The organism is Corynebacterium sp. LK2537 (assembly GCF_040946485.1).
Taxonomy (GTDB): domain Bacteria; phylum Actinomycetota; class Actinomycetes; order Mycobacteriales; family Mycobacteriaceae; genus Corynebacterium.
Genome location: NZ_JAYWLQ010000002.1, coordinates 22888 through 47084 on the forward strand (window position 1 = coordinate 22888; position 24197 = coordinate 47084).

29 protein-coding genes are annotated in these 24197 nt (G+C 67.5%); 17 read left to right on the top strand and 12 right to left on the bottom strand.

The genetic code is table 11. The annotated features are described in order from the left end of the window. Positions 1 to 234 precede the first annotated feature (234 nt). Positions 235 to 993, bottom strand: coding sequence for a M23 family metallopeptidase (locus VVS03_RS03020; protein WP_368534137.1), 759 nt, complete (start codon positions 991 to 993; stop codon positions 235 to 237). Positions 994 to 1517: 524 nt separating this feature from the next. Here VVS03_RS03020 and VVS03_RS03025 point away from each other — a divergent pair. From VVS03_RS03025 to VVS03_RS03055, 7 genes are all read left to right on the top strand, one after another. Then, positions 1518 to 3218, top strand: a complete 1701-nt coding sequence (locus tag VVS03_RS03025) for a DUF6350 family protein (RefSeq protein WP_368534136.1) — start codon at positions 1518 to 1520, stop codon at positions 3216 to 3218. Between the two features lie 40 nt (positions 3219 to 3258). Continuing rightward, positions 3259 to 3930 carry a phosphoribosylglycinamide formyltransferase gene (gene purN / locus VVS03_RS03030; protein ID WP_409338390.1) on the top strand — a complete coding sequence of 224 codons (672 nt, stop codon included), beginning with the start codon at positions 3259 to 3261 and terminating at the stop codon, positions 3928 to 3930. A 42-nt stretch (positions 3931 to 3972) separates the two neighbouring features. Then, positions 3973 to 5514: a bifunctional phosphoribosylaminoimidazolecarboxamide formyltransferase/IMP cyclohydrolase gene (gene purH, locus VVS03_RS03035; protein WP_368534135.1), complete on the top strand. Its 1542-nt coding sequence runs from the start codon at positions 3973 to 3975 to the stop codon at positions 5512 to 5514. A 110-nt stretch (positions 5515 to 5624) separates the two neighbouring features. Further along, the gene (locus VVS03_RS03040) at positions 5625 to 6308 is read left to right on the top strand and encodes a hypothetical protein (RefSeq protein WP_368519473.1); all 684 of its coding nucleotides are present in this window, start codon (positions 5625 to 5627) and stop codon (positions 6306 to 6308) included. Next, positions 6305 to 7162: a hypothetical protein gene (locus VVS03_RS03045; RefSeq protein WP_368534134.1), complete on the top strand. Its 858-nt coding sequence runs from the start codon at positions 6305 to 6307 to the stop codon at positions 7160 to 7162. Before VVS03_RS03040 ends, VVS03_RS03045 begins: the two co-directional genes overlap by 4 nt. Before the next feature lie 87 nt (positions 7163 to 7249). Continuing rightward, positions 7250 to 7462 (top strand): hypothetical protein, encoded by a 213-nt coding sequence (locus tag VVS03_RS03050; protein ID WP_368534133.1) that lies wholly within the window; start codon positions 7250 to 7252, stop codon positions 7460 to 7462. 13 nt (positions 7463 to 7475) lie between these two features. After that, a complete protein-coding gene (locus VVS03_RS03055) occupies positions 7476 to 8105 on the top strand; it encodes a hypothetical protein (protein ID WP_368534132.1) in 630 nt (209 codons plus the stop codon). Here VVS03_RS03055 and VVS03_RS03060 read toward each other — a convergent pair. From VVS03_RS03060 to rpmB, 6 genes are all read right to left on the bottom strand, one after another. After that, positions 8102 to 8827, bottom strand: a complete 726-nt coding sequence (locus VVS03_RS03060) for a TetR/AcrR family transcriptional regulator (protein WP_368519476.1) — start codon at positions 8825 to 8827, stop codon at positions 8102 to 8104. The two genes, VVS03_RS03055 and VVS03_RS03060, sit on opposite strands and share 4 nt — an antisense overlap. An 87-nt stretch (positions 8828 to 8914) precedes the next feature. After that, positions 8915 to 9688, bottom strand: coding sequence for a putative nucleotidyltransferase substrate binding domain-containing protein (locus VVS03_RS03065; protein WP_368534131.1), 774 nt, complete (start codon positions 9686 to 9688; stop codon positions 8915 to 8917). Positions 9689 to 9928: 240 nt separating this feature from the next. Further along, positions 9929 to 10177 carry a 30S ribosomal protein S18 gene (rpsR, locus tag VVS03_RS03070; RefSeq protein ID WP_368534130.1) on the bottom strand — a complete coding sequence of 83 codons (249 nt, stop codon included), beginning with the start codon at positions 10175 to 10177 and terminating at the stop codon, positions 9929 to 9931. Positions 10178 to 10192: 15 nt separating this feature from the next. Beyond that, entirely contained in the window at positions 10193 to 10498 is a 306-nt protein-coding gene (gene rpsN / locus VVS03_RS03075) for a 30S ribosomal protein S14 (protein ID WP_070767893.1), read from the bottom strand. 3 nt (positions 10499 to 10501) lie between these two features. Next, positions 10502 to 10666 (bottom strand): 50S ribosomal protein L33, encoded by a 165-nt coding sequence (gene rpmG, locus VVS03_RS03080; RefSeq protein WP_005279910.1) that lies wholly within the window; start codon positions 10664 to 10666, stop codon positions 10502 to 10504. Positions 10667 to 10668: 2 nt separating this feature from the next. Further along, positions 10669 to 10905, bottom strand: coding sequence for a 50S ribosomal protein L28 (gene rpmB / locus VVS03_RS03085; RefSeq protein ID WP_070767892.1), 237 nt, complete (start codon positions 10903 to 10905; stop codon positions 10669 to 10671). A 638-nt stretch (positions 10906 to 11543) separates the two neighbouring features. On the opposite strand from rpmB, the gene VVS03_RS03090 reads away from it, so the two are divergent. From VVS03_RS03090 to VVS03_RS03115, 6 genes are all read left to right on the top strand, one after another. Beyond that, positions 11544 to 11813, top strand: coding sequence for a type B 50S ribosomal protein L31 (locus VVS03_RS03090; protein WP_290225415.1), 270 nt, complete (start codon positions 11544 to 11546; stop codon positions 11811 to 11813). A 15-nt stretch (positions 11814 to 11828) separates the two neighbouring features. Continuing rightward, a complete protein-coding gene (gene rpmF / locus VVS03_RS03095) occupies positions 11829 to 12002 on the top strand; it encodes a 50S ribosomal protein L32 (protein ID WP_368534129.1) in 174 nt (57 codons plus the stop codon). A gap of 241 nt (positions 12003 to 12243) precedes the next feature. Next, positions 12244 to 12942, top strand: coding sequence for a response regulator transcription factor (locus VVS03_RS03100; RefSeq protein ID WP_368534128.1), 699 nt, complete (start codon positions 12244 to 12246; stop codon positions 12940 to 12942). After that, positions 12939 to 14489: an ATP-binding protein gene (locus tag VVS03_RS03105; RefSeq protein WP_368534127.1), complete on the top strand. Its 1551-nt coding sequence runs from the start codon at positions 12939 to 12941 to the stop codon at positions 14487 to 14489. Before VVS03_RS03100 ends, VVS03_RS03105 begins: the two co-directional genes overlap by 4 nt. Before the next feature lie 179 nt (positions 14490 to 14668). Continuing rightward, positions 14669 to 16018, top strand: a complete 1350-nt coding sequence (locus VVS03_RS03110; RefSeq protein WP_368519480.1) for a S1C family serine protease — start codon at positions 14669 to 14671, stop codon at positions 16016 to 16018. Between the two features lie 37 nt (positions 16019 to 16055). Next, positions 16056 to 16673, top strand: coding sequence for a molybdenum cofactor biosynthesis protein B (locus VVS03_RS03115; protein WP_368519481.1), 618 nt, complete (start codon positions 16056 to 16058; stop codon positions 16671 to 16673). A gap of 262 nt (positions 16674 to 16935) precedes the next feature. On the opposite strand, the gene mscL is transcribed toward VVS03_RS03115, so the two are convergent. From mscL to VVS03_RS03130, 3 genes are read right to left on the bottom strand one after another with little or no spacing between them, the layout of a single operon-like run. Then, positions 16936 to 17439 (bottom strand): large-conductance mechanosensitive channel protein MscL, encoded by a 504-nt coding sequence (gene mscL, locus VVS03_RS03120; protein WP_368519482.1) that lies wholly within the window; start codon positions 17437 to 17439, stop codon positions 16936 to 16938. Between the two features lie 19 nt (positions 17440 to 17458). Next, positions 17459 to 18148: an SAF domain-containing protein gene (locus VVS03_RS03125; protein ID WP_368519483.1), complete on the bottom strand. Its 690-nt coding sequence runs from the start codon at positions 18146 to 18148 to the stop codon at positions 17459 to 17461. 56 nt (positions 18149 to 18204) lie between these two features. After that, entirely contained in the window at positions 18205 to 18774 is a 570-nt protein-coding gene (locus tag VVS03_RS03130) for a 5-formyltetrahydrofolate cyclo-ligase (RefSeq protein ID WP_368519484.1), read from the bottom strand. 66 nt (positions 18775 to 18840) lie between these two features. Between VVS03_RS03130 and VVS03_RS03135 the strand changes: the two genes are divergently transcribed. The 4 genes from VVS03_RS03135 to glpR all read left to right on the top strand — a co-directional run bounded on the left by VVS03_RS03135 (position 18841) and on the right by glpR (position 22970). Beyond that, complete coding sequence (locus VVS03_RS03135; RefSeq protein ID WP_368519485.1) at positions 18841 to 19773, top strand: UTP--glucose-1-phosphate uridylyltransferase; 933 nt, start codon at positions 18841 to 18843, stop codon at positions 19771 to 19773. A 23-nt stretch (positions 19774 to 19796) separates the two neighbouring features. Then, a complete protein-coding gene (gene glp, locus VVS03_RS03140; protein ID WP_368519486.1) occupies positions 19797 to 21074 on the top strand; it encodes a gephyrin-like molybdotransferase Glp in 1278 nt (425 codons plus the stop codon). Then, positions 21071 to 21787 (top strand): GNAT family N-acetyltransferase, encoded by a 717-nt coding sequence (locus VVS03_RS03145; RefSeq protein WP_368519487.1) that lies wholly within the window; start codon positions 21071 to 21073, stop codon positions 21785 to 21787. The genes glp and VVS03_RS03145 overlap by 4 nt, the downstream gene beginning before the upstream one ends. A gap of 94 nt (positions 21788 to 21881) precedes the next feature. Continuing rightward, entirely contained in the window at positions 21882 to 22970 is a 1089-nt protein-coding gene (gene glpR, locus VVS03_RS03150; RefSeq protein WP_368519488.1) for a gephyrin-like molybdotransferase receptor GlpR, read from the top strand. A 61-nt stretch (positions 22971 to 23031) separates the two neighbouring features. Here the strand turns inward: glpR and VVS03_RS03155 are convergent, their stop codons facing one another. Both VVS03_RS03155 and VVS03_RS03160 read right to left on the bottom strand, forming a co-directional pair. Further along, positions 23032 to 23640: a DNA-3-methyladenine glycosylase I gene (locus tag VVS03_RS03155; protein WP_368520977.1), complete on the bottom strand. Its 609-nt coding sequence runs from the start codon at positions 23638 to 23640 to the stop codon at positions 23032 to 23034. 43 nt (positions 23641 to 23683) lie between these two features. After that, on the bottom strand, positions 23684 to 24178 hold the full coding sequence (locus tag VVS03_RS03160; RefSeq protein WP_368519490.1) for a methylated-DNA--[protein]-cysteine S-methyltransferase: 495 nt from the start codon (positions 24176 to 24178) through the stop codon (positions 23684 to 23686). Positions 24179 to 24197: the final 19 nt, after the last annotated feature.

Here is a 24197-nt window from a genome sequence, read left to right on the forward strand (position 1 = left end):
AAGTAAAAGTTAGCCCGGTTGGCGGGGGAGCGCAACGCCAAAAAGAGCAGGTAGAAGGCCAACTCTGTTCGAAAATAGTCGAACATGCCAGCGTGTTACGCGTGTTGTAATCGGGACTAAAGTTGCAAATGTTTTTAATGTGGCGAACGTGGGGGTGGTGCCTGGGGGTAGCGCAAAGGCCCCTCGCTGCGCGTTGCAGCGAGGGGCCTCGGGTTGGAAAGAAGTTAGCGGCTTTTAGGAGATGTTGATGCCGTGCTCAGCGAACCACGGGATCGGGTCGACCGGGGTGTTGCCGTCCGGGTGGATCTCGAAGTGCAGGTGGGAGCCGGTGGAGAAGCCGCGGGAACCCATGCCGGCGATCTTCTGGCCGGCGTGGACCTGGTCGCCGACGGCGACGTCGAGGGTTTCCATGTGGCCGTAGACAGCGATGGAGCCGTCCTCGTGCTTGATGCGAATCCAGTTGCCGAAGCCGGAGGCCGGACCGGAGTCGATGACGATGCCGTCCATAGCTGCGACGATCGGGGTACCGATGGCGTTGGCCAGGTCGATGCCGTTGTGCATGGCGCCCCAGCGGGCGCCGAAGCCGGAGGTGTAGGCACCTTCGGCCGGCTTCACGATGGACGGGGCGCGGGAGGCGGCGTCCGCGGCGATGCGGGCGTCGGCGGCCTCGATGGCCTTGTTGAGCTGCTCCGACAGGTTGTCGACCGGCTTGGACTCGGCGATAGCCAGGATCTGCGGGGCGGCGTTTTCCACGGCGGCTGCGCCGTTTTCGGCCAGCTCGTTGGAATCCGTGGTCAGGTCGTAGTCGACGCTCTGCGCCTTGGTCTCCTGATCGGCGTTAGCCTGCAGCTGGGCAGCTGCGGCGCCACCTACGCCCGCAGTGGAGGCCGCACCGGCAGCCACGGTCACCAGGGCGATACGGCCCTTGGCAGTCTGCGAGGTAGTGGTCTTGCGGTGGCGTCCCACGCCAGCTCGCTGGGTCTTGCTTCGCATTAAACTTCTTCCCGTACTTGTCTTAAATCGCGCAACGCTGCTCCCGCGTTACTTAATCTCGCTCAAGGTTACACGATTGTGACCTTCTTGTTACCAACGTCTGGTAACAATAGCGGTTCGTTCAAGGCCAAGCAAGCTAAATCGATGTTATAAAACCGCCGTGAGGGGGTTTTCACACGTCAGTGCAGTAAATTTCTAGGTCACACTGGCGGGGGTGCGTTCTTGGCGCAGATGACTTCCGTCCCTCCCGTAACACTACCGGTGCCGTCAGGCGCACGGAAACTGGGGCGGTATTTAGCTTTCCTTCCCACCTTTTCAGGAACGCGGGGAAACCTGATAGATACGGAAATCTCTAAAGTTCAACATGAGGGTTAATACAGTATATAAATACAGTATATATAGGAACCCCGCGGCATCCTCCGGTGCGGGCTCGCCGGGGTAGGGGATTCGCCGGGGCGGGTGATTCGCCAGCGGTGGGCCGTGCCAACCCGAAAAGGCGCCGGTGGCGTGGCAAGGTAGAGGCGATGAATAAGAACACCAGCCCCCACTCGCGGTCGTCGTCGGGCCCGCGCAGCCAGGCCCGCGGACGCACCAGCCCCTCCAGCGCCACCCAGCCGGCTGCCCGCGTGGCTTCCCGCGCTGGTGCGCAAGCTCGGTCCCGCCCCGCGCCCAAGGCGACGGGCACCAAGGCCCGCCTCATCCGCATGCTGCTAACCGTCGGCGTGCCGAACCTGGCCGTGGTCGGCACCATCGTGGTCATCGCGCTGGCCGCGGTCCTGCTCTCGAGCGCGCCGCTGGCCTGGTTGCCCTCCATCATCGGCGAGGCCTGGATGGTCATTAACCTCGTGCCGGTACACGCCGGCGGCAACACCATCTCCGTGCTGCCCTTCCTGCCCACCATCGGCCTGGTGTGGTTGCTGGCCGGGCGCATCCACCGCGCGGTTAAACACAAGGTCAGCGTCAACGACCTATTGCTGCTGCTGGCCTGCGCCGTGGGCGTGCCGGTCCTAATAACGCTCGTGGCCTGGTTCATGCTCTGGGACGCGAGCAAGGTCTACGACCTGTCCGCCCCGAACGTGGCCGTCGCGGTGCTGCGGGTCGCGGTCATCCACCTGGTAGCGCTCGCACTCGGCATGGGCCCGCGCCTGTGGACCGCGCTGCTCAAGCGCTACGGCCTGCCGGTCACGGTGGTGGCTAGCGCCCAGGTCGCCTTCCGTTTTATCGGGGCGCTGCTCGTGGCCGGCCTGGCCGTGCTGCTGGTCGTCGGCCTGTTCGGCTGGCAGCGCCAGGGGGAAATCCTAAACTCCTACCCGGATCTGCCCGCTGCCGGTGCGGCCGCCCTCTACGGCCTGAGCCTGCTCTACCTGCCCAACGCCGCCCTGGCGGCCGGGGCAAACCTGCTGGGCGCGGAGTTCCACATGGGCCAGGCCAGCGTTTCGCTGTTTAGCATCCACCTGGTGCCGTTGCCGCCGCTGCCGCTGCTGGGTGTTATCCCGGGCAGCGCGCCCGCCTGGGCCCTGGTTTTGCCGGTCCTGGCCGGCGGAGCTGCCGCGTGGGCGTGGCGGGGCAAGACCCCCAGCCCGCGGACCGCGGTGGAGGCCTCCGTCCTGGCCGGCCTTGCCGTGGCCCTGCTCGCCGCGTTTAGCACCGGCGAAGTCGGCGTCTACGGCTCCACCGGCATCATGGTCGCCATGGCCGGCGCCCTGGCCGTCGTCTGGGTCCTGGCCATCGGCCTGGCCGCCTGGGGCATCGCGCTGTGGCAAAACCGCCGCGCCACCGCCGGCCCGGCTAGCGCACCGGCTGCCACGCCGGCTGCCGATGCCGCCGCCACCCCGGACGCAGACGCTGTCGACGTGGAACCTGCCGACGCGGACGCTGTGGACGCTGCCGGGGCGGACGACGCTGAAGAGCCTGCCGCCACGGCCGAGGTTGCCGGGGAGGACGAAGAAGCCGAGGTAGTCGAAGCCTCCGAGGCGGCCGAGGAGGACGGCGACGTCGAAGACGCAGCGGCCGCGGCGGACCCGGCCCAGCTCGACGATGCCGTCGAGGTCATCGACGCCGAGGACCCGGGTGCCGGGCAGGTTGAGTCCGGGCAGGATGCGGACGAGCAGGTTGCGGAACCGGTTGAGGCGGCCGAGGCTGGGGAAGAAGAGGCCGCGGGCTCGCAGGATACGGCCGCCGAGTCCGTTGATGGGGTGACGCGCGGGGGAAGTCAAAAGGACTGAAAGTTCCGCGAGCCTACCCTTTGGGGCTAGTCTGTTAGGCGTGACTTCACCCGCAGATGCTTCTGTTGATTTCATTGACTCCGACAATCGGGCCCAGCCGGCGGGCGTGACTGACGCCGCGGCATCGGGGCCCCTGCGCGTCGTGGTGCTGGTCTCCGGTACCGGTTCTTTGCTCCAGGCGATTCTGGACTCCCAGGACGAGTCCTGCCGCGTGGACAAGGTTGTCGCTGACAAGCCCTGTCCGGGCCTGGAACGCGCGGAGGCGGCCGGCATCGCTAGCGAGGTTGTCTCGCTGGGCGAGGACCGCGCGGCCTGGAACGAGGCGCTCGCCGCGGCGGTGGGCCAGCCCGACGTGGTGGTCTCCGCCGGCTTCATGAAGATTCTGGGGAAGGAATTCCTCGACCAGTTTGCCGGCCGCATTATTAATACGCATCCCGCACTCTTGCCCGCCTTCCCAGGCGCGCACGGTGTTAGGGATGCGTTGGCGTATGGGGTGAAAGTCACCGGCTCCACCGTTCACTACGTTGATGCTGGCGTGGACACCGGCCCGATCATCGCCCAGGAGCCCGTGCGGGTGCTGGCCGACGATGACGAGGCTAGCCTCCACGAGAGGATCAAGGTCGTGGAACGGCAGCTGATCGTCCGCGTGCTGCGCGCTGCGGTGCGTGACGCGGACGCCGCCGCCGGCGGCGGCATAACCTTTGATTGCTAGATTTTGGTGTCTATTTTTCTGTCAGGAAGGCAAGACTAATCCATGAGCGATGAACGCAAGCCCATCAAACGCGCGCTGATTAGCGTCTACGACAAGACCGGGCTGGAAGACCTGGCTCGCGCCCTAGCCGACGCCGGCGTGGAGATTGTCTCCACCGGCTCCACCGCCAGCCGGATCGCGGACCTGGGCATCGACGTGACCCCGGTCGAGAAGCTGACCGGCTTCCCGGAGTGCCTGGAAGGTCGCGTGAAGACGCTGCACCCGCGCGTGCACGCCGGCATCCTGGCCGACACCCGCAAGGAAGACCACCTCGCCCAGATCAAGGACCTGGACATCGAGCCCTTCCAGCTGGTCGTGGTGAACCTGTACCCGTTCGCGGAGACGGTGGCCTCCGGCGCGGATTACGACGCCTGCGTCGAAAAAATCGACATCGGCGGCCCGTCCATGGTGCGCGCCGCGGCGAAGAACCACGCCTCGGTCGCCGTCGTGGTCAACCCGAACCGCTACGACTCCGTCATCGACGCGCTGTCCAACGGCGGCTTCGATCAGCAGGAGCGCTTCCAGCTCGCCGCCGAGGCCTTCTCCCACACCGCCCAGTACGACGCGGACGTTTCCGGCTGGTTCCGCGCCCAGGGCGCGGACGCGGATTCCGGCACGACCGCCCTGCGCTACGGCGAGAACCCGCACCAGGCCGCCCGCGTGGTGCGCAACCGCGACGGCAAGGGCCTGGCCAACGCCGAGCAGCTCGGCGGCAAGGAGATGAGCTACAACAACTACCAGGACGCCAACGCCGCCTGGCGCGCCGCCTGGGACCACGATCGCCCGTGCGTGGCCATCATCAAGCACGCCAACCCCTGCGGCATCGGCGCCGACGATGAGAACATCGCCGCCGCGCACAAGGCCGCCCACGCCTGCGACCCGATGTCCGCCTACGGTGGGGTCATCGCCGCCAACCGCGAGGTCACCCTGGAGATGGCAGAGCAGATCAAGCCGGTCTTCACCGAGGTCGTCATCGCCCCCAGCTACGCGGACGATGCCCTGGAGCTGCTGCAGACCAAGAAGAACCTGCGCATCCTGCGCGCCGAGCGCGACGAGGCCGCCGAGGAGGAGCGCCCGATTTCCGGCGGCGTGCTCGTCCAAGACGTCGACGCCTACCAAGCCGAGGGCGACCAGGCCGAGAACTGGACCCTGGCCGCCGGTGAGGAGCTCGACTCCGAGGCCCTGTCCCAGCTGGAGTTCGCCTGGCGCAGCGTTCGCGCGGTCAAGTCGAACGCCATCCTGCTGGCTCGCGACAACGCCACCGTCGGCGTGGGCATGGGCCAGGTCAACCGCGTGGACTCGGCCAAGCTGGCCGTCGAGCGCGCCAACACCTTGAGCGAGGACGGGGAGGAGCGCGCCCGCGGTTCCTTCGCTGCCTCCGATGCCTTCTTCCCGTTCGCCGACGGCCTGCAGGTGCTCATCGATGCCGGCGTGACCGCCGTGGTCCAGCCGGGCGGCTCCATCCGCGACGAGGAAGTCATCGCCGCCGCCCAGGAGGCCGGCGTGACGATGTACTTCACCGGCACCCGCCACTTCGCCCACTAGGCCGCGCCGCCTACTCCCACCGCGCCCGCGGCCTGTTGTGTCGACAAGCCAGGCCCGGGCGCTAGGTACGTGTTAGATTTACTAATCGCAGACCTAGACAAGGGAGAAACATGGCGCACACGCAAGGCGCGGGGCCGGGCGCGGGGAATAACCCCGCCGAGCCGGTCACCGCGGAGCTACCGGTGGTCGGCGCGGAGGACAAGCCGCGCCGCACCCCGGGCCGGGGCGCCCTTGTCGGCGCCTTCGGCATACTCGCGGTCATCATCGCGGTGGCGGTCGTGGCCGCGCTGAGCCTCCAGCGCGGGTGGCTGGGCATGTCCTCCACCGACGAGGACGAGCCCGCCCCCGCGCCCGCGGCCAGCTCATCGACTGAGGCAGAGGATTCCGCGGAAACGAGCAGCTCGGCGTCGTCGACGAAGTCCGCGACCTCGTCCGCCAGCTCTTCTGCTAGCTCCTCGGCGCGCTCCTCCGCGCAGTCGGAGCCTTCCTCTAGCCGCTCCAGCACGCGGGCGGCCGCGGCGGACCCGACTCCCCGTGACAGTGAACCGACCCAGGAGGTGCCGGCGCCGCGGCAGTACAGCTCTGCCGCGCCCGGCAGTGAGGAGACCTCCGCCGCCTTCGCGGATTCCGTCTATTCCGCTTTCACCTCTGCCTACTCCCAGTCCGGCAACCCGAACACCCCGGTGGAGGCCTACAGCCCGGTCACGGGGCAGTGGTACAAGATGCAGTGCACGGGCAACTCAAACGCGGTGACCTGCCGCGGCGGTAACGGCGCGGTGGTGAATATCTCATGACCAAGCACTGGGCCGTTCCCGTCTGCGCGCTCGTCGCCAGCGCCCTGCTGGGCGGCTGCAGCAGCACCGGCGGGGGAGAAAACTCGGCCCCGCCGACGAAGACGCGGGTCACGACGACGGCCCGCGTCGAGAAATTCCCGGACGGCATCAACCAGAAGGCACTGAAGCGCGCGGTGGCCTCCGCCACCAAGAAATACGGCGGCGACGCCGGGGTCGCCGTGGCTACCCGCAAAGAGGTCATCAGCGCCGGCACGACCACGGGCTTTCCGGCCTGGTCGACGGCCAAGGTACCCATCGCCATCGCCGCCTGCCAGGCCGGCACCGCGGATCCGGCCCTGGTGGAGGCGGCCATTACGTTTTCCGACAATGACTCCGCGCAGGCGCTCTGGGTCAGCCTGGGCGTCGCCGAGACCGCCGTGGACAGCACCCAGGCGGTGCTGCGCGAGGGCGGCGACACCGTCACGGAGGTCCAGGGCAAGATGACTAAGGAGGGGTTCACGCCCTTCGGCCAGACCGAGTGGGGGCTCAAGCAGCAGGCCGCCTTCGCGGCGCAGCTGCCGCGCCTGGACGATGCCGACGCGGTCATCGAGGCCATGGAAACCCCGGACCCGCTGCAGGACTACGGGCTGCGCGCCCTCCCGGGCGCGGCCATCAAAGGCGGATGGGGCCCGGACGATGACGGCTTCTACAGCGTCGTGCAGCTCGGCCACGTGAAGGTGGACGGGCAGGAGCTGGGCATGGCGATCTTCTCGCGGCCCGAGGACGGCACCTATGAAACCGCCCAGCAGCAGCTCGACCATCTGATCTACGAGCTGACCGGTGAGAAGACCGACTCGGCCGCCCAAGCTTCCTAGGCCTGGCACGGCCCGGGTTAGGGCGGCGGAGGGTAGCACCCTTAGTCTGGACTAAGAACTACCGCTAGGGAAGGACGCACCACGAGCATGACGCAGCATTACAATTTTTACGAAAGCCTGGGTCTGAACAACACCGAGTCCTCGGACCAGCTGGCCGCCGAGCTCAGCGCCGCGCTGCAGGCGCTCGAGGAGCAGGGCGCCGGCATGTCCGATCCCCGCTATCACGAGGCCGCCACCGACCGGACCATTCTGGGCCAGGAGCGCCTGCGCGCCAAGTACGACGCCGCAGCTCGCGGATAGCGCGGCCCAGCCCATGCGCATCGGCGACCTTATCTACCTCGCGCAGCACGGCGAGTTCCCGCAGCCGCAGCATCCCGCACCGCGGCTGGCGACCTTCGCCATCGAGACCCGCAAGGTCGAAGAACTCGAGCCCACGGGCCGTCCGCTGGCCCGCCTCAAGCTGGCGCCGGGCGTGGTGAAGATCGTGCTGGGGATAGCTGCCGTGGTGCCGGCGGTGATGACGCTGGGCTTTGTGCTGATGGCGATTGTCTCGGCCGTCGATAGCGCCCGCAGCAGCGCCTATTCCGGCGGCGGTTTCTTGGACGAGTTCGCGACGGTCCTAGACAGCTCCTTGACCAGCTTCTACCTGCTGGTGCTGGCCGTCTTCGTGCTGGTCAACATCCTGTGGTCTCTGCGCGTTATCCAGGACGTACTCTACCCGCAGCGCGGCGGACAGAACGTCGTGCTGGCAGTGGCCGCCCTCGGCTTCGCGGTGGTGGAGCTTTTCGTGATGGTCGGTGTCGGCGCCGCGGACTGGGTGATGTTCACCCTGCCGTTCCTGGCGCACACCGCGGTGGGCAGTTTGCTGTTGTCCGGCGCCGTGGCCCGCTGGTTCCAGGGCGAGATCCAAACCCGCCGGGTCGTCGAGGGGCCTGCGGCCTAGCGCTTCTTTTTCTTCTTGCGGCGGTCGGCTGCAGCCGCGGCGGCCGCGGAGATGGAGTCCGAGCGGGACTCGAGCAGTTTGAGGGTGGCTGCGACGCGGTCGTCGGGGAGGGCGGCGTCGAGGACGGCCAGGGAGGCATCGGCGAGCATGACGGCGGTGTCCGGGATGGTCTGGTCGGAGGCCAAAAACGGGGGAGTGCCGTCGTTGCCGCGCATCTCAATAACCGAGAGCGCGATGTGGAACGGCAAGGTGGTGCGCGGGTCGTCGTCGCCGACCAGCGCCGCAGCAAAGGTCTGGAAATGGTGCTCCAGGCGGGCGCGGGACTGGTGGTACTCGGCGAATTCCTCCGAGTTTGCCACCGGCAGCTGGTAGAGCCGGCCGACGTTCCAGCCGCTGGTGAGCAGCAGGCGGGACTCCGCGGCCACCAGCGCCCACAGGCGCAGCTCCGGAGTGGTCTCCAGCTGCGCGAGGTCGTCGGCCAGGTCGAGGGAAGGCTCGATGGTCGAGTTCAGCAACGTCAAAAAGATTTCGGTCTTCGACGGGAAGTGGTAGTAGAGCGAGGCCTGGCGGATGCCCACGGCCTCGGCGATCTGGTGCGTCGAGGTCGTGGCGAAGCCCTGGGTGGTAAACAGCTCGGAGGAGGCATCCAGGATCTCTTCGCGCGCGGTGCTACCCCGACGACGCGGAGAATTCTTCCGCGGCCTGCCAACTGCACCAGCCATAGACCTACCACACCTTCCTGTTCGCCTGAGGGTCGGACATCAAAGAACCAAAGAACATATCAACCTTATATCTTAGAGGCCAACGCGCTAAGTCGCGCGGGCGGCGATGCCCTGTAATATTGCCGACACCGTGCGGCACGCCGAACCGTAGGCCGTGCGGTCCAACGGCGGCAGGTCCGCCAGGCGCTGCTGTGCGGTGCCCGCGTGGTTGAGCCAGGCCCGCAGGTAGAGTTCCAGGCCGGTGCGCCACGCCAGCGACAGCGCCTCGCCCTCGGCGGGAGTAATCAGCTGCTTTTCCGCGCCGATGGCCAGCCGGTCCGCCGTCGGCCGGGGCGCGGGGGCGGCCCAGCGGGCGAGGGAGGCGATGGGCACGAGCAGGAAGTTATGAATGTCCACGGCGGCATCCGGGTCCGGCAGCCCGTTGACCAACTGCAGCGCCGGCGGCTGCGTGCCCAGTGCTTGGCGCAGGAGTGCTGCCGATGCCTCCTCCGGCAACGGCAGGCCCGCGTCGGCGCGGTAGATAGCCGCGTCCTCCACGGCACGCGGCTCGATGCCTACGGAAGACAGCAGGTCGTCCAAGTCCGCGTTGGCGGGGCCCAGGTAGTCCACCGGCAGGCCGGGCAGGCCATCGCCGCGGGCGATGGGGCCGGTCAGCCGCACCGGGGAATCGACCGCGGGGGAGTAGACCACGCCGTGGACGACGCGGGAATACCACGCTGCCAGCTCCTGGCCGTCCTCGCGGTGGTGGAGGGCGTTGCGGGCCAGCTCATGGGACTCCGCCAGGATGCCGCGGGCGGCGGGCAGTGACTCGCAGCGTCCCGCCTCTTCGGCGAGCTCGGTAAGTGAGGGGTGCAAGGCCATAAGCAACGCGCCTTCCTTCGCAGGGACTGTCTCTAGTGTGGGCAGGGTCAATTACCCTCCAGTCTAACGGTTAGCGGGGCCGGCCCGGCGTTGGCTCGGGGCTGGAGAAAACCAAACGCCGCCGCGGCGACCCCAGGCCCACGAGTGGCGGGGTGCCGGCGACGGCGTTGGTTAGATTCTTTTACCGTGTCACACTTGCCAGCGGCAAAAGTGCGCTGTTGAAACCCTGCTACTTAGTGTTTAGCGGGTGGTGAACGGCAGGAGAGCCATTTCGCGAGCGTTCTTGACCGCGGTAGCAACCTGACGCTGCTGCTGCGGGGTCAGACCGGTGACGCGACGCGAACGAATCTTGTGGCGGTCAGAGATGAACAGACGGAGGATCTTGGTGTCCTTGTAGTCCACCTTCTCGATGCCCTCTGCCTTCAACGGGTTCTTCTTCGGACGGCGGGTCTGCTCCATCCGGAACTTCTTGTGGTTATTGCGCTTCATTGTTGCAATTCCCCTTTACCAGCTGGACTTACGAACGCCCGGCAGCTCACCGCGGTGAGCCATGCCGCGCATGCGGACACGGGACAGGCCGAACTTGCGGAGGTAACCGCGCGGACGACCATCGTGGGCGTCGCGGTTACGGATGCGGGACTTGGAAGCGTCGCGCGGCTGACGGTTCAGCTCGAACTGTGCCTCCAAACGGTCCTCGTCCGAGGTGTTCGGGTTCTTGATGATTGCCTTGAGCTCAGCGCGACGCTCCGCGTAGCGGGCGACGATTTCCTTGCGCTGCTCGTTCTTAGCGATCTTGGACTTCTTAGCCATTGATTATCGCTCCTCGCGGAATTCGACGTGCTTGCGGGCGATCGGATCGAACTTCTTCAGAGTGATGCGATCCGGGTTGTTGCGCTTGTTCTTACGGGTCACGTAGGTGTAACCGGTGCCCGCGGTGGACTTAAGCTTGATGATCGGGCGAATATCGTTACGTGCCATCTTTAGATCTTCTCCCCACGTGCTCGGATCTTGGCGACGACGGACTCGATGCCGTCGCGGTCGATGATCTTCATGCCCTTGGTAGAGACATTCAGGGTGATGGTACGGCCCTCAGAGGGCAGGTAGTACCGACGACGCTGCACGTTGGGGTTCCAACGGCGCGAGGTGCGGCGGTGCGAGTGTGAGACCTGCTTGCCGAATTGCGGCTTGCGGCCCGTTACCTGGCAAATAGCCGACATGGGTCTTCTTTCTCCTAGCCGCCCACATCTTGGCTAATTAAAACCACGTGATCGAGTGCCTAGAAGGCTTACTCCGCTCGGAATGTGAGGATGAGCGATTAAAAAATCACGCCGTTTCATTGCAGTAGACGGGGCGTAAACGTACATTGTGACAACAGCAAGGGAAAACCTTACCTTCTCGCGCCCGAATTTCCTAATCGCCTCGTGCGAGCCATACTTGGCGCCCCGCGTGGGGCCTTGCGCGGTTCCGGGCAGTAGGGGAGTGCGGGGACAGTGGGGGCGCTATACCTCTATATCTCCGCCTATATTTTCGCCCTGTCTGGGGACGCCCGGCGTGCTGGGAATAATCTTAAGCCCTCGGCACGGAATTCGCGTGGCGAAGCCCGCTTTCCGGGCGTGGTTGCCGGGGTGGCTGTGGCTGCTGTGGCCACCCGTAGCGTTGGCGCGGGCGAGATTTGGGAAAAGGGCAGGTCGGCTGTAATATAGTCCGAGTTGCTATCGCTCGGGTGCTGCTCGACGGTAGCTGTTTGTCCGTTAGAAAACCCAACTCGGGCACGATCTCCGCCGCCTAGGCCTAGTTTTATGGGCCCGGTGAAAGTGGAGAACCGACCCGAAGTTTCAACCCTGAGGGAATTCGCATGAAGAAAGATATCCACCCGGATTACCACCCGGTGGTCTTCCAGGACGCCGGTACCGGTACCCGCTTCCTGACCAAGTCCACCGCCTCCTCCGATCGCACCGTTGAGTGGGAGGACGGCAACGAGTACCCGCTCATCGTGGTCGACGTTACCGCCGAGTCGCACCCGTTCTGGACCGGTGCACAGCGCGTGATGGACACCGCCGGCCGTGTCGAGCGCTTCAACCAGCGCTTCGGTGGCATGGCTCGCCGCAAGAAGAAGAACGCGTAAGGAGGATAGAAGAAAATGGCAACTCCTAAGTTCAAGATGTCCCGCGCGAACACCCGCTCGCGCCGCTCCCAGTGGAAGGCCGACAATGTCGACCTCCAGGAGGTCACCATCGACGGCCAGGCCGTGCGCATCCCGCGCCGTCTGGTCAAGGCCGCCAAGCTCGGTCTGGTTGACGTGGAGCAGTTCTAAGAGTTTTTAGGACGACATAGCTGGGCCGCTAACTGGCCGGCCCCTCGCGCCCCGAGTTACCCCGAATAAGGGTAGCCGGGGCGCTTTTCTTATTAAGATTCCCTAAGGGCTACTGACGCGTTGCGTTGTTTTTGCAGCTGAGTGTACCCCTGTTCGATCCTTAATCGGGCCCCAAACCTTAATAAAATTACTTTTACTTTCTGGGTTTCTGGAAAGACTCATCTTAGGACATAATTGAGATATGAAAATTCTCGTGGTGGACGACGAACAGCCGGTGCGTGAATCGCTTCGCCGTTCGCTGAGCTTTAACGGCTACCAGGTCGCCTTGGCTGGGGACGGCGTCGAAGCTGTCGAGACGGTGCACCGGGAATCCCCGGATCTGATGATCCTCGATGTGATGATGCCCAACATGGACGGCCTCGAGGTATGCCGCTCCCTGCGCAGCGAGGGCTGGAAGCGGCCCATTCTCGTGCTGACCGCCCGGGACGGTGTCGCCGACCGGGTGGCGGGGCTGGACGCAGGTGCCGATGACTACCTGCCCAAGCCCTTCGCGCTCGAGGAGCTGCTGGCCCGCGTGCGTTCGCTGGCGCGGCGCGCGGCAGCCGATCCTATCCAGGCCACGCCGGAAAAGGAATCCAAGCTGGCCTTCGAGGATCTTTACCTCAACGCGGATACCCGCGAGGTCTGGCGCGGCAAGCGCATGATCTCGCTGACCCGCACCGAGTTCGCGCTGCTGCAGCTGCTGCTGGAAAACCCCCGCAAGGTGCTCGCCCGCGACGTGATCCTAGAAAGCGTGTGGGGTTACGATTTCCCGACCTCGGGCAACGCGCTGGAAGTCTACATCGGCTACCTGCGTAAGAAGACCGAGGCCGAAGGTGAGCCCCGGCTTATCCATACCGTCCGTGGCGTCGGCTACGTGTTGCGAGAGAACACCCCGTGATTTTTCGGAAGCCGGTGTCTCGGGCGCAGGCTTCCGCTCCGCCCGACGAGTTTTCAGACGAACCGACGGTTTACACGGGAAGCTCCCGTCCGTGGGTCTCGCGCACGTCGCTGCGCTGGCGTCTGGCTATTCTCACCGGCCTGATCGTGGCCGTTACCTCGGCTATTATCTGCGCCGGTTCCTACGGGGCCGTGGCGGCCTGCCTGCGCGCCGCCGACAACGAGGCCTTGGAGTCGCACGCGCAGGCGATGCTCGTGCGCACCCAGGCCAACCAGGACCCGGACTACCTGCTCAACGAGATTGAGCACTTTAAGACCGTGCACCCCGAGGCCCGGCTCACCGTCTCCCCGGCCGGCGACGCCGCCACCTACGGCGACGACCAGGTCCCACCCGAGGACGGCCTCTCCATGGAGCAGGAGGGGGATCTCCACACGATCTCGCTGCGCGCTAACGACGGCTCCTGGGTCGTGCTAACCGACAGCCGGGCCGAGACCGAGAACGTCATCGACATCGTCGGCACGGTGCTGCTGGCCGTCTTCGCTCTGGGGATCCTGCTGGCCATCGCCGGCGGCGTGTGGGTCTCCCAGACCGGCCTGCACCCCATCCAGCGGCTCAAGCGCGCCATCGACCACGTCGCCAGCACCGGCGATCTGCGCCCCATCTCCGTCGTGGGCACCGACGACATGGCCCAGCTGGCCGTGGCGTTCAACCGCATGCTGGACGCGCTGCAGGAATCCCGGATCAAGCAATCGCAGTTCGTCGCGGACGCCGGCCACGAGCTCAAGACCCCGTTGACGTCTATGCGCACCAATATCGAGCTGCTGATGATGCTCAACAAGTCCAACACCGCGGACAGCCTGAGCGAGCAGGACCGCGCCGAGCTGGAGGCGGACGTCCTAGCCCAGATGCAGGAGCTTTCCGTGCTCATCGGCGATCTGGTGGACCTGGCCCGCGAGGACGCCGTCGACAAGGAGATGGAGCCGGTCGCGCTGGACAAGGTCGTGGCCTCCTCGCTCAAGCGCGCCCGCCGGCGCCGGCCCGACGTCGAATTCCAGGTCCACCTCGAGCCCTGGGTGATGGTCGGCGATCCCTTCGCCCTCGGCCGGGCGGTGCTTAACCTGCTGGACAACGCCGCCAAGTGGTCGCCGGCCGCCGGCATGGTGCGCGTGCGCCTGCAGCGCCTGGACGAGCACACCGCGCGCCTGCGCGTCGACGACTCCGGCGTGGGCATCCCGGAGGCGGAGCGCGAGAAGATCTTCGAGCGTTTCTACCGCTCCGCCGAGGCCCGGAAGATGCCCGGCTCCGGCCTGGGCCTGGCCATCGTGCGCCAGGTCGTGGAGCGCCACAAGGGCACCATCACCGTCGGTGACTCCGACGACCACGGCACGCGCATGGAAATCATCTTCCCGGGCAGCGCCCCCAACACGGACTGGGACACCGAGGACGCTGCGCTCAACCCCGGGGAGACGACCGCCGGGCTGGACGGGTCCTCGGCCTCCGAGCGGCGCGGGCGCGAGTTCGCCAAGCGCTGGTTCAACCAGCGCTAGCCGTGCGCCCGGTAAACGGTTTCGGGGCAAGCCCAACCAACAGTCTCGTGCCCGGGCGGTTGGCCGAATTGTGGACTTGTCACTAAGATCGAAATCCATACAGCAACCTGCCAGATACTCCTAAGCTGTTTGCAGTCGGGTATCAGAGGCACCAAAGGTCAGGGAGGGATACTACGGCTATGAACAACAACAATCCCCATAACGCCGAGCCCACCGGCTCGTCGAGCCCCTACGGTCGCCAGGGGCAGCCCCAGTCGCAGTCGCAGGGCTGGAACCAGCCGCGGACCCCCGACGCGCAGGACACCCAGACGTGGCAGTCTGCCGACGCGCAGTGGGGCCAGCCCCAAGCGCAGGCCAATCCGCAAGCCCCGCAGCAGCCACAGGCTCAACCGCAAGGCCAGCCGGAGGCACCGACCGCCGTCGCCGAGGCGCCGCAGAAGAAGCGCTCCGTCGGCCTGGGCACCGCGCTGGCCATGATGCTGGTCGTCGCCGTGGGCGCGGGCGGTATCACCGGCGCCGTCGTGGGCGGGTCCGGCAGCAACGACTCGACCTCCACCGTCAACGAGGTCCTCAACCGCCCCGCCAACAACGACTCCGCCCCGGCGCCGGCCGAGGGCTCCATCGAGGAGGTCTCCCAGAAGGTCCTGCCCGCGGTCGTGGCGATCCAGGTCGTCACCCGCGGCGGCGCGGCCGAGGGCTCGGGCTCGATCATCTCCCCGGACGGCTACGTGCTGACCAACCACCACGTCGTCGAGGGCGCGGAGCGCTCCTCGGTCGGCGGCATCCAGGTCACCATGAACGACGGCACCCGCAAGGAGGCCGAGCTGGTGGCCTCCGATGCCAACACCGACGTCGCCGTCATCAAAATCAAGGACGCCGAGAACCTGCCCTACCTGGAGTTCGCGGACTCCGATCACCTCAACGTCGGCCAGCAGGTCGTGGCCGTCGGCTCGCCGCTGGGGCTGAACGCGACGGTGACCTCCGGCATCGTCTCGGCCGTCAACCGCCCCGTGCGCGCCTCCCAGGCCGGCGGGGAGCCCTCGCTTATCGATGCCGTCCAGACCGACGCCGCCGTCAACCCCGGCAACTCGGGCGGCCCGCTGGTGGACATGAACGGCAACATCGTCGGCATGAACTCCGTCATCGCCTCCTTGTCCTCCTCGTCGGGGCAGGAGGCCGGCTCCATCGGCCTGGGCTTTGCCATCCCGTCCAACTTCGCCAAGCGCATGGCGGATCAGCTCATCAACAACGGCGAGGTCAAGCACCCGATGCTGGGCGTGCAGGTCGACGGGCGCAACCTCACCCAGGGTGCGCCGGTGGTCAACGTCGAAGAGGGCAGCCCGGCCGCGGAAGCCGGCATCAAGGCCGGCGACGTCATCACCCGCCTGGGTGATCGCCTCATCGAGGACTCGGACACGCTCATCGCGGCGACCCGTTCCCAGGAATTCGGCGAGACCGTGACCTTGGAAGTCGCGGATCCCGACAGCGAGGAGACGCGACAGGTAGAGGTAACGCTGTCGAACGAGTAGATTAAAGCGCAAAGCCGCACCACCGTTAAGGAGAACCATGCCTGTAGACGCCAGCGATTCCGATCGCACAGCCACGCTCGCCGACGCCCCGCGGGGCGGCAACCGCGACAGCCTCCGCGACATCGCGGGGCCGGACGATGCCTACCTGTTGGCCCAGGAGCGCGAACAGTCCATGAACGCGCAGCGCCGCGCCCTGATCGTCATCGTGACGGACCACCCCGAGCAGCATGCCGAAGACAACCGGCGCCTGTGCTCGGAGCTGCTGGCCGAGGCCAATTTCCGCGTCGATGGGGCAGTGGTGGTGCGCTCCAAGAAGTCGAAGATTCGCCAGGCGATTGAGACCGCCGTGGTCGGCGGCGTGGATCTGGTGCTGACCGTCGGCGGCACGGGCGTGGGCCCGCGCGACAAGACCCCGGAGGCCACCCGCACGGTGCTGGACCAGCTGGTCCCGGGCATCGCCCAGGCCCTGCGGTCTTCCGGCCAGGCCTGCGGCGCTGTCGATGCCTGCACCTCCCGCGGCATCGCCGGCGTGTCTGGGTCCACGGTGGTGGTCAACGTGGCGGCCTCCCGTGCGGCCATCCGCGACGGCATGGCGACCCTGACCCCGCTGGTGCACCACCTGGTCGACCAGCTGCAGAAGTACTCGGTGGACTAAGCAGCAGCCAGCCATGACGAATTCCCACTCCCGGCGCGGCAAGCGGCGGCGCGCGGTGCGCCCGAGCGACAGCCCCGACTACGACCGGACGGCGGACCGGCCCCCGTTCGTGTCCGCGTTCGGCTCCGCAGATGCAGAAAGGGCCGTCGAAGTAGACGACGGCCCTCAAAGCTTAGAAGGTCCTGATGGGGACGGGGCGCGCGGGGAAGCGTTCTACCGCGAGCAAATCCCGCCGCACTATTAGAACTTGTAGTGCCGATCCTTAGGCGCGGTGCTTGCCGGCGGCATCATCACCGGTGATTGACTTGCCCGGACCCTCGGTCGATTCTTCGGCCAGGTCGCTGGTCTGGCCGGTGACCTTGTCGCCGACGTTGTTCTGGGCGGCGAGCAGGTCGCGGATTTCGATGAGCAGGTCGTCAGTGGTGGGGGTGGCTTCCTCCGGGTCGATGCCCTTGCGGCGCTTGGCGGCCTCGGCCAGCTTGTTCATCGGCATGACGATGAGGAAGTAGACCACGGCGGCGATGATCAGGAAGTTGATGGCCGCGGTGATGACGGCACCCAGGTCAATGCGGGTGGTCGGGTCATCGGCCTTGATCTGGAACGCCAGCCCGCCGACCTCGGCGGAACCGAAGGAGTTGATGAGCGGCTGGATCAGGGAATCGGTCACGGCCGTGACGATGGCGGTGAAAGCGGAGCCGATGATGACGGCGATTGCCAGTTCAATCACGTTACCGCGGAGGATGAAGTCTTTGAAGCCCTTCAACATGGCGAAGTCCTTTCGATGTTTAGCCTGCTCGGTCTCCGGTGACCACCACGGTGAGCGGAAAACTCAGCGAGGCGGCCGCCACTTTCTTCGCGGCGGGGGCCGGCAGTGCAATTAGAATAGTAGCCGCTTGGGAGCCCGTGGTCTCTCCCGCGGCGGCCGTGGAGACGATTTTTCCCTCCTGCGCCACGACGGTTTCCGCCTCCCCGGCGTCGGCCGGCGGCGCGCCCTGACCTGTCCCACCGTTGCTGACCACGCTGACCGTATCCCCGTGCGCGAGCAGCGCGGCGATGTCCGGCTCCGCGAGCTTAATCGGCACCAAATGATAGTCCTGACCCGTCGATTCCCCCAACGCGTGGGTAAGCTCCTCGCCCAACAGGCGGGACTCGGTGACCACCTCGCCGGCCGATCCGGCCGCCACGACCACCCGCCCCGCTAAATCCTCCGGCCCCGCCTGGTCGGCCACGCCCGCCGGGATGGCGTCGCGCGGCAGGGAACGCCACTCGACGTCCTCGGCCGCCAGCTCCTGGCCGGCCGCGACCTCGCGGGCGAAGACCGGCACCCGCGGGTTGTCCTTCCACCCGCTCAGCCCCACCAAGCCGGCCGCGACCACCAGCGCGCCGGCCGCCAGCTTTTTCAGAAGGCTCGCGCGCGGGTGCCCCGGGGTGGCCAGGGTGTGCCGCAGGGAAGAAAAACCAGTAAAACTCCGCATGTCTATATAGACTGCGCCCGGACCACCGCCGGTTCCCAGGCAGAGGAACTTAGTGCCTAGAACAGCTCCACGCCGGCGTCGGTGAGCGCGCCGTCGCAGGGCACGTCGTGGGCATCGGCCGGCAACTCGTCCACGACCTCGCTGGAGTGCACCACGGCCAGCTTCAGCGGCCCGCCCGCCGGCAGGCCGGCCAGCGCGCGGTCGTAATAGCCCGCGCCCTTGCCTAGCCGAAACCCGCGCCGGTCCACGGCCATCGCCGGCACCAGCAGGACGTCGAGGCCTGCCAGCACCGTGGAATTAAACCGCGGGCCCTCCGGCTCCGCGATGCCCAGCGCCCCCGCCCGCGTGGCCTTCTCGCCGTGGTAGCTGGCCCACAGCAGTGTGCCGCCGGGCATCGACAGCGGCAGCCACACCTGCTGGCTGGCCGCCGCGACCGCCGCCAGCCACTCCTTGCCGCCCGGCTCGCTGGCCAGCGGGGCATAGGCCGCCACGCGCGGGTGCTCAAAGGCGCGCAGGAAGCGGTCGGTGTGGGCGATTAAGGAGGCATCGTCGGCCGGGGCGCGGCGGGCGTTGCGGAAATGCTCGCGCAGTTGCTGCTTATCGGCGTCGGGGGAGGGCAAATTCATAACTTAAATACTAATAGGGCGTATCGGTGCCCGAAACGGATTAGGCGAGCAGGTAAGGTCAGATCCATGTCTAACGAGCGCGAGAATACCCCGCACGGGGTGAAAACCGTAGTGGTTCCGGCCGCCGGCATGGGGACGCGTTTCCTCCCGGCCACCAAGACCGTGCCCAAGGAGCTGCTGCCAGTAGTCGATACACCTGGCATCGAGCTCATCGCCGAGGAAGCCGCCTCCGTCGGCGCCCAGCGACTGGCGGTTATCACCGCCCCGAACAAGCAAGAGGTCATGCGCCACTTCGAGCGCTTCCCCGACCTGACCGAGACCCTGGCCGAGCGGGGCAAGGACGAGCAGGTCGCCAAGGTGCAGCGCGCCGCGGACCTCATCCACCCCATCGCCGTCGAGCAGGCCGAGCCGCTGGGCCTCGGCCACGCCGTCGGCCTGGCCGAGTCCGTCCTGGACGAGGACGAGGACTTCTTCGCCGTCATGCTGCCGGACGACATCGTCCTGCCCGCCACCGTCATGGAGGACATGGCGCGCGTGCGCGCGGCCCTAGGCGGGTCCGTCCTGTGTGCCTTCGAGGTCGACCGCGAGGAGACCTACAACTACGGCGTCTTCGACGTCGAGGACACTAACGCGCCGGGCGTGAAGAAGGTCGTCGGCATGGTCGAAAAGCCCGATCCTGCCGATGCCCCCTCCAACCTCGTGGCCACCGGCCGCTACCTGCTGGACCGCAAGATCTTCGACGCCCTGCGGCGCATCGGCCCGGGCAAGGGCGGCGAGCTGCAGCTGACCGACGCCATCGAGCTGCTCATCCAGGAAGGCGAGCCCGTGCACGTGGTGGTCCACCGCGGAAAGCGCCACGACCTGGGCAACCCCGGCGGCTACATCCCCGCCAACGTCGACTTCGGACTGCGCGACGAGAAATACGGCCCGGCGCTGTATAAGGCGATCAAGCATATTATTGCGGAGTACGAGCAAGAGAACGGGTTGGCGGAGAACTAACCGGGGAAAGGCGGCGCGTTGCTATGCGTTCTGTGGAAGAGCAACTGGAGTTTGTCACCGATGCGGCGGTCACGCCCGAGCCGGTGCGGATCGCCATCGCCAACGCTTTGGGGCTGAAGTGTGCCGAGGAGGTCCAGGCGCACCAGCCGCTGCCGGGCTTCCCGCAGGCGGCCATCGATGGCTACGCCGTCCGCGCGGTTGATATCGGCGGCGAGCGCGGCCTCGGCCTGCGCGACCCGGACGCGGAGGAGGCCCCGGAGCCGGAGACCGAGCGTTCCCTGCCGGTGGTGGGGGAGGTCCCGGCCGGTTCCCGGCAGCCGCTGCGCCTCCAGCCGAAGCAGGCCGTGCGCGTCTACACGGGCGCGCCCCTGCCCACGCTTGCCGATGCCGTCCTTCCCCTCGAGTGGACCGACCGCGGGCGCAAGCGCATGGTCGCCCACCGCCCGGTGCGCTCCGGCGATTTCGTGCGCCGCGTCGGCGACGACATCCAGCCCGGCGACGTCGCCGTGTCTGCCGGCACCATCCTGGGCCCGGCCCAGATCGGGCTGCTGGCCGCGGTGGGGCGCTCGAAGGTGCTGGCCTACCCTCGCCCCCGCGTGACCGTGATTTCCTTCGGCCGCGAGCTGGTCGACATCGACCGCGAGCCGGGCCTGGGCCAGGTCTTCGACGTCAACTCCTACGCGCTGGCGGCCGCCGCCCGCGAGGCCGGCGCCGAGGTCACCCGCGTGGGTATCGCCGAGGGCGAGCCGCGGCGCATCCGGGAAAACCTGGAGACCCAGATCGCGCGCAGCGAGGTCATCGTGATTTCCGGGGCCGTCGGCGGCGCCGGCTCCGCCGCCATCCGCGAGGTGTTGGACCAGCTCGGCGACATCGACACCACGCGGGTGGCCATGCACCCGGGCTCCGTGCAGGGCTTCGGGCTGCTGGGCGACGAGCGCATCCCGACGTTTTTGCTTTCGTCCAACCCGGTCTCCGCCCTGGTGGTCTTCGAGGTCTTCGTTCGCCCGCTCATCCGGCTGGCGCTGGGCAAGCGCAACGCCGCGCGCCGGGTGGTGCGCGCCCGCGCCGTCAACCACATCGACTCCCGCCTGGGCCGCCGCGGCTATATCCGCGCCCGCCTGATGCGCGACGCCGACACCGCCGACTACCTGGTCGAGGGCCTGTCCGGCGCGGGCGGGGCGCCGGCCCACCTGCTGGCCGGCCTGGCCGAGGCCAACGCTCTTATCCGCGTGCCGGAGTCCGTGACGGATATCCGCCCCGGCGACGTCGTCGACGTCATGTTCATCACCCAGCGCTCATGATCGACCCCTTCGGCTGGGCGCGGCACAGCTGGCAGCGCCACACCGGGGCGCGGGAATCGCGCGCCATCGAGCACCCCGGATGGCCGGAGGTCACCGAGACCGTGCGCATCCGCCCGAACGCCCGCTTCCCGCGCGGGGCCGAGGTGCGCCTGCGGCCGTTGCACCGCACGGACGGGGCGGACTGGCGCACGCAGCGCCTCCACGACGAGGCCCACCTGCGGCACGTCGAGCCGACGATGCCCACCAGCTGGGCCGCCGCCCACAGCTCCCAGGCCTGGTGGAATCACCTGTGGTACCTGGGCGCGGCGGCGCGCCAGGGGGTGGTGGTGCCCTTTGCCATCGAGTGCAACGGGCGTTTCGCCGGGCAGCTCACGCTGGGCAATATCCAGCACGGCAGCGTGAGCGAATGCTGGATCGGCTACTGGGTCTTTTCGGAGATGACCGGCGGGCACCTGGCCACCGTGGCCTGCGCTTTGGGCACCGACCACGCCTTCCGGCGCGTGGGCATGCACCGCGTGACGGCCACGTTCCTGCCCAACAACGCCGCCTCCGGGCGGGTCTTATTCAACAACGGCTTCCGCGAGGAGGGCATCGCCCGCCGCAGCCTGCACATCGATGGCGAGTGGCGCGATCACCATTTCGTCGCCTTGGTCCGCGACGACTTCCCGGATAGCTGCGTCGCGCGGCTGCGGGCGGCCGGCGTGCTGGATTAGCTCGCCGGATTGGGCGTGGCGCAGGCCGGTTGAGGGTCAAGCGCGAAGTACTGTGGTTGTGACAATCGTCAAACTATGAAAGAGGTAGCGCGTAGTGTCTCCTGGCCTCATTCTCATCCTGATCCTGGTGGTCTGGCTCTTCGTCCTGGCGCCGTGGCTGCTGCGGGGCCAGCGCCCGGTCAGCCACACCGGCGACGGCTTCGAGGACACCCGGGTGCTCTTCGAAGGCGACCAGGGCAAGGTCGCCGGCCGCCGCAAGCCGCGGGTGACCGCGCAGGACGTGCACCGCACTGATGCCGACGACGACTACGAAATCGTCGACGCCGAGCCGGCCAGCCTGGCCGTGCCGGTCTCCGCGCAGGAAGAGACCATCGACGGCGAGGTCGTCGACTCGCCCCTGCTCGACGATGCCCCCGCCGCGGACGCCGAGACCGGCGAGGACGTTCCGGCCGAGGACAGCGAGGGCGCTGAGGATTTAACTGCGGAGGAGGCCCCCGAATACTTCGACCCGCCGCAGGTCGACGAGGTCGCCGCCGACGCCTACCCGCTGGACGCGTCCTACACCTCCCCGGTGGATCTCATGTACCCCGGCGCAGTCGACGCCGATGCCGCCGCCACCGCCAGCGCCGCCGAGGAGACCGCGGAGGCTGCGGAAGCTACGGAGGAGGCCGAGATCAGCGGCGATGACGAGCTTTCTGCCGAGGAGCTGGAATTCGCCAAGCGCCGGCTAGGCCGCGGCGGCTGGGATCCGGAGGCCGATAAGGCCGCGTCCACCGACCGCTACCAGCGCCGCCAGCGCACGCTGCTGGGCCTGGCCGTCGCCGTGGTGGCCACGGTCGCCCTGGGCATCATCCTCGGCGGCTGGGGCTGGCTGCCCGCCGCCGTGGTCGCCGTGCTCTCCGTGGTCTACCTGGTGGCCCTGCGCACCCAGGTGCGCCAGGAGCAGGCCCTGCGCCACCGCCGCGTCCGCCAGCTGCGGCGCGCCCGCCTGGGCGTGCGCAACGCCGCCGACGAGGAGCTGGCCATCCCGCGCAGCCTCCGCCGCCCCGGCGCGGTAGTCCTCGAGGTCGACGACGATAGCCCCGACTTCGACCACCTGCCGGTCTACTACCACGACGACGACTCCACCGGCGACCGCGCCCCGGTCCGCCGGGACGACCTGGCCGCCCGCCGCGTCGGCTAGCCCCAAGACCTTGCCTCAGAGCCTGGCGTCGAAGCCGTGCCCTTGAGCTTGGTCCCGAGGCCTAGTCCCAGAGCCCCGAGCACCCGCGCCGGTGCGAGCCCACCAGGTGGGTATCGACCATCCCGATGGCCTCCATCAGCGCGAAACAGGTGGTCGGCCCCACGAACTTAAATCCCCGCTTCTTCAGCGCCTTCGACATCTGCGTCGATTCCTCTGAGGTGGTGGGGATTTCTTTTGCCACCTCCGGCCGCGGCGTATCCGCCGGCCGGAAGGACCACAGGAATTCGCTCAGGCCGCCCTCGGCGCGCAGGGCGACGGTGGCGCGGGCGTTGTCGATGGCGGCCTGGATTTTGCGGCGGTTGCGGATGATGGTGGCATCGTTAGCCAGGCGCTCGACGTCGTCCGCCCCGAAGGCGGCCACGGTGTCGGGGTCGAAGTCGGCGAAGGCTAGGCGGAAGGCGGGCCGCCGGCTCAAGATGAGTCGCCAGGACAGGCCCGCCTGGAAGCCCTCCAACACGAGCCTTTCGTAGAGGCCCGCCTCCGAGTAGACGGGCAGGCCCCATTCGGTGTCGTAATACTCGCGCAAAAGCTCGTCCCCAGCCGCCCACGGGGTGCGCGCGAGCCCGTCGGGGCCGGTTACTGGTCCGGTGTCAGTGCTAGTGCTATCCATCGGTAGTTGCTCCTCAAAGGTAAATGTGCGTGATTGCTACCGTTTAGACTGCCGCCGGGCCCGTTTGGGTTCCCCGGCCCGCCTCCAGCTCCAGCAGCCAGCGCTTGGCGGCCAGGCCGCCGCGGTAGTTGCCCAGGGAGCCGTCGGAGCGCACCACGCGGTGGCAGGGCACGAACAGCGGCAGAGGGTTGCGCGCGCAGGCGTTGCCCACCGCGCGCACGGCCGCCGGCTGGCCGGCTCGGGCGGCCAGCTGCCCGTAGCTAAGTTTCTCGCCGTAGCCCACGCGGGCCAGCTCGCGCAGCACCGCCGCGGTAAACGGCGGCTGGCTGGTATAGTCCAACGGCACGTCGAAGGGCTTTGGCGAGCCCGCAAAATAGGCCCGCAGCTGCCGCGCGGCCTCCTCTAGGAGTGGCGTGGTGCCGGGGGTGGCATCGGCCGGCAGTTCGTCGCTGGGCAGGGCGAGCTGCGTTAAGGCCTGGTCGGTGCCCGCCAACCCGAGGTGGCCCAGCGGGCTATCGAGCAGATACACGTGAGTCATCGCGGCGCCTTTCTTTAGC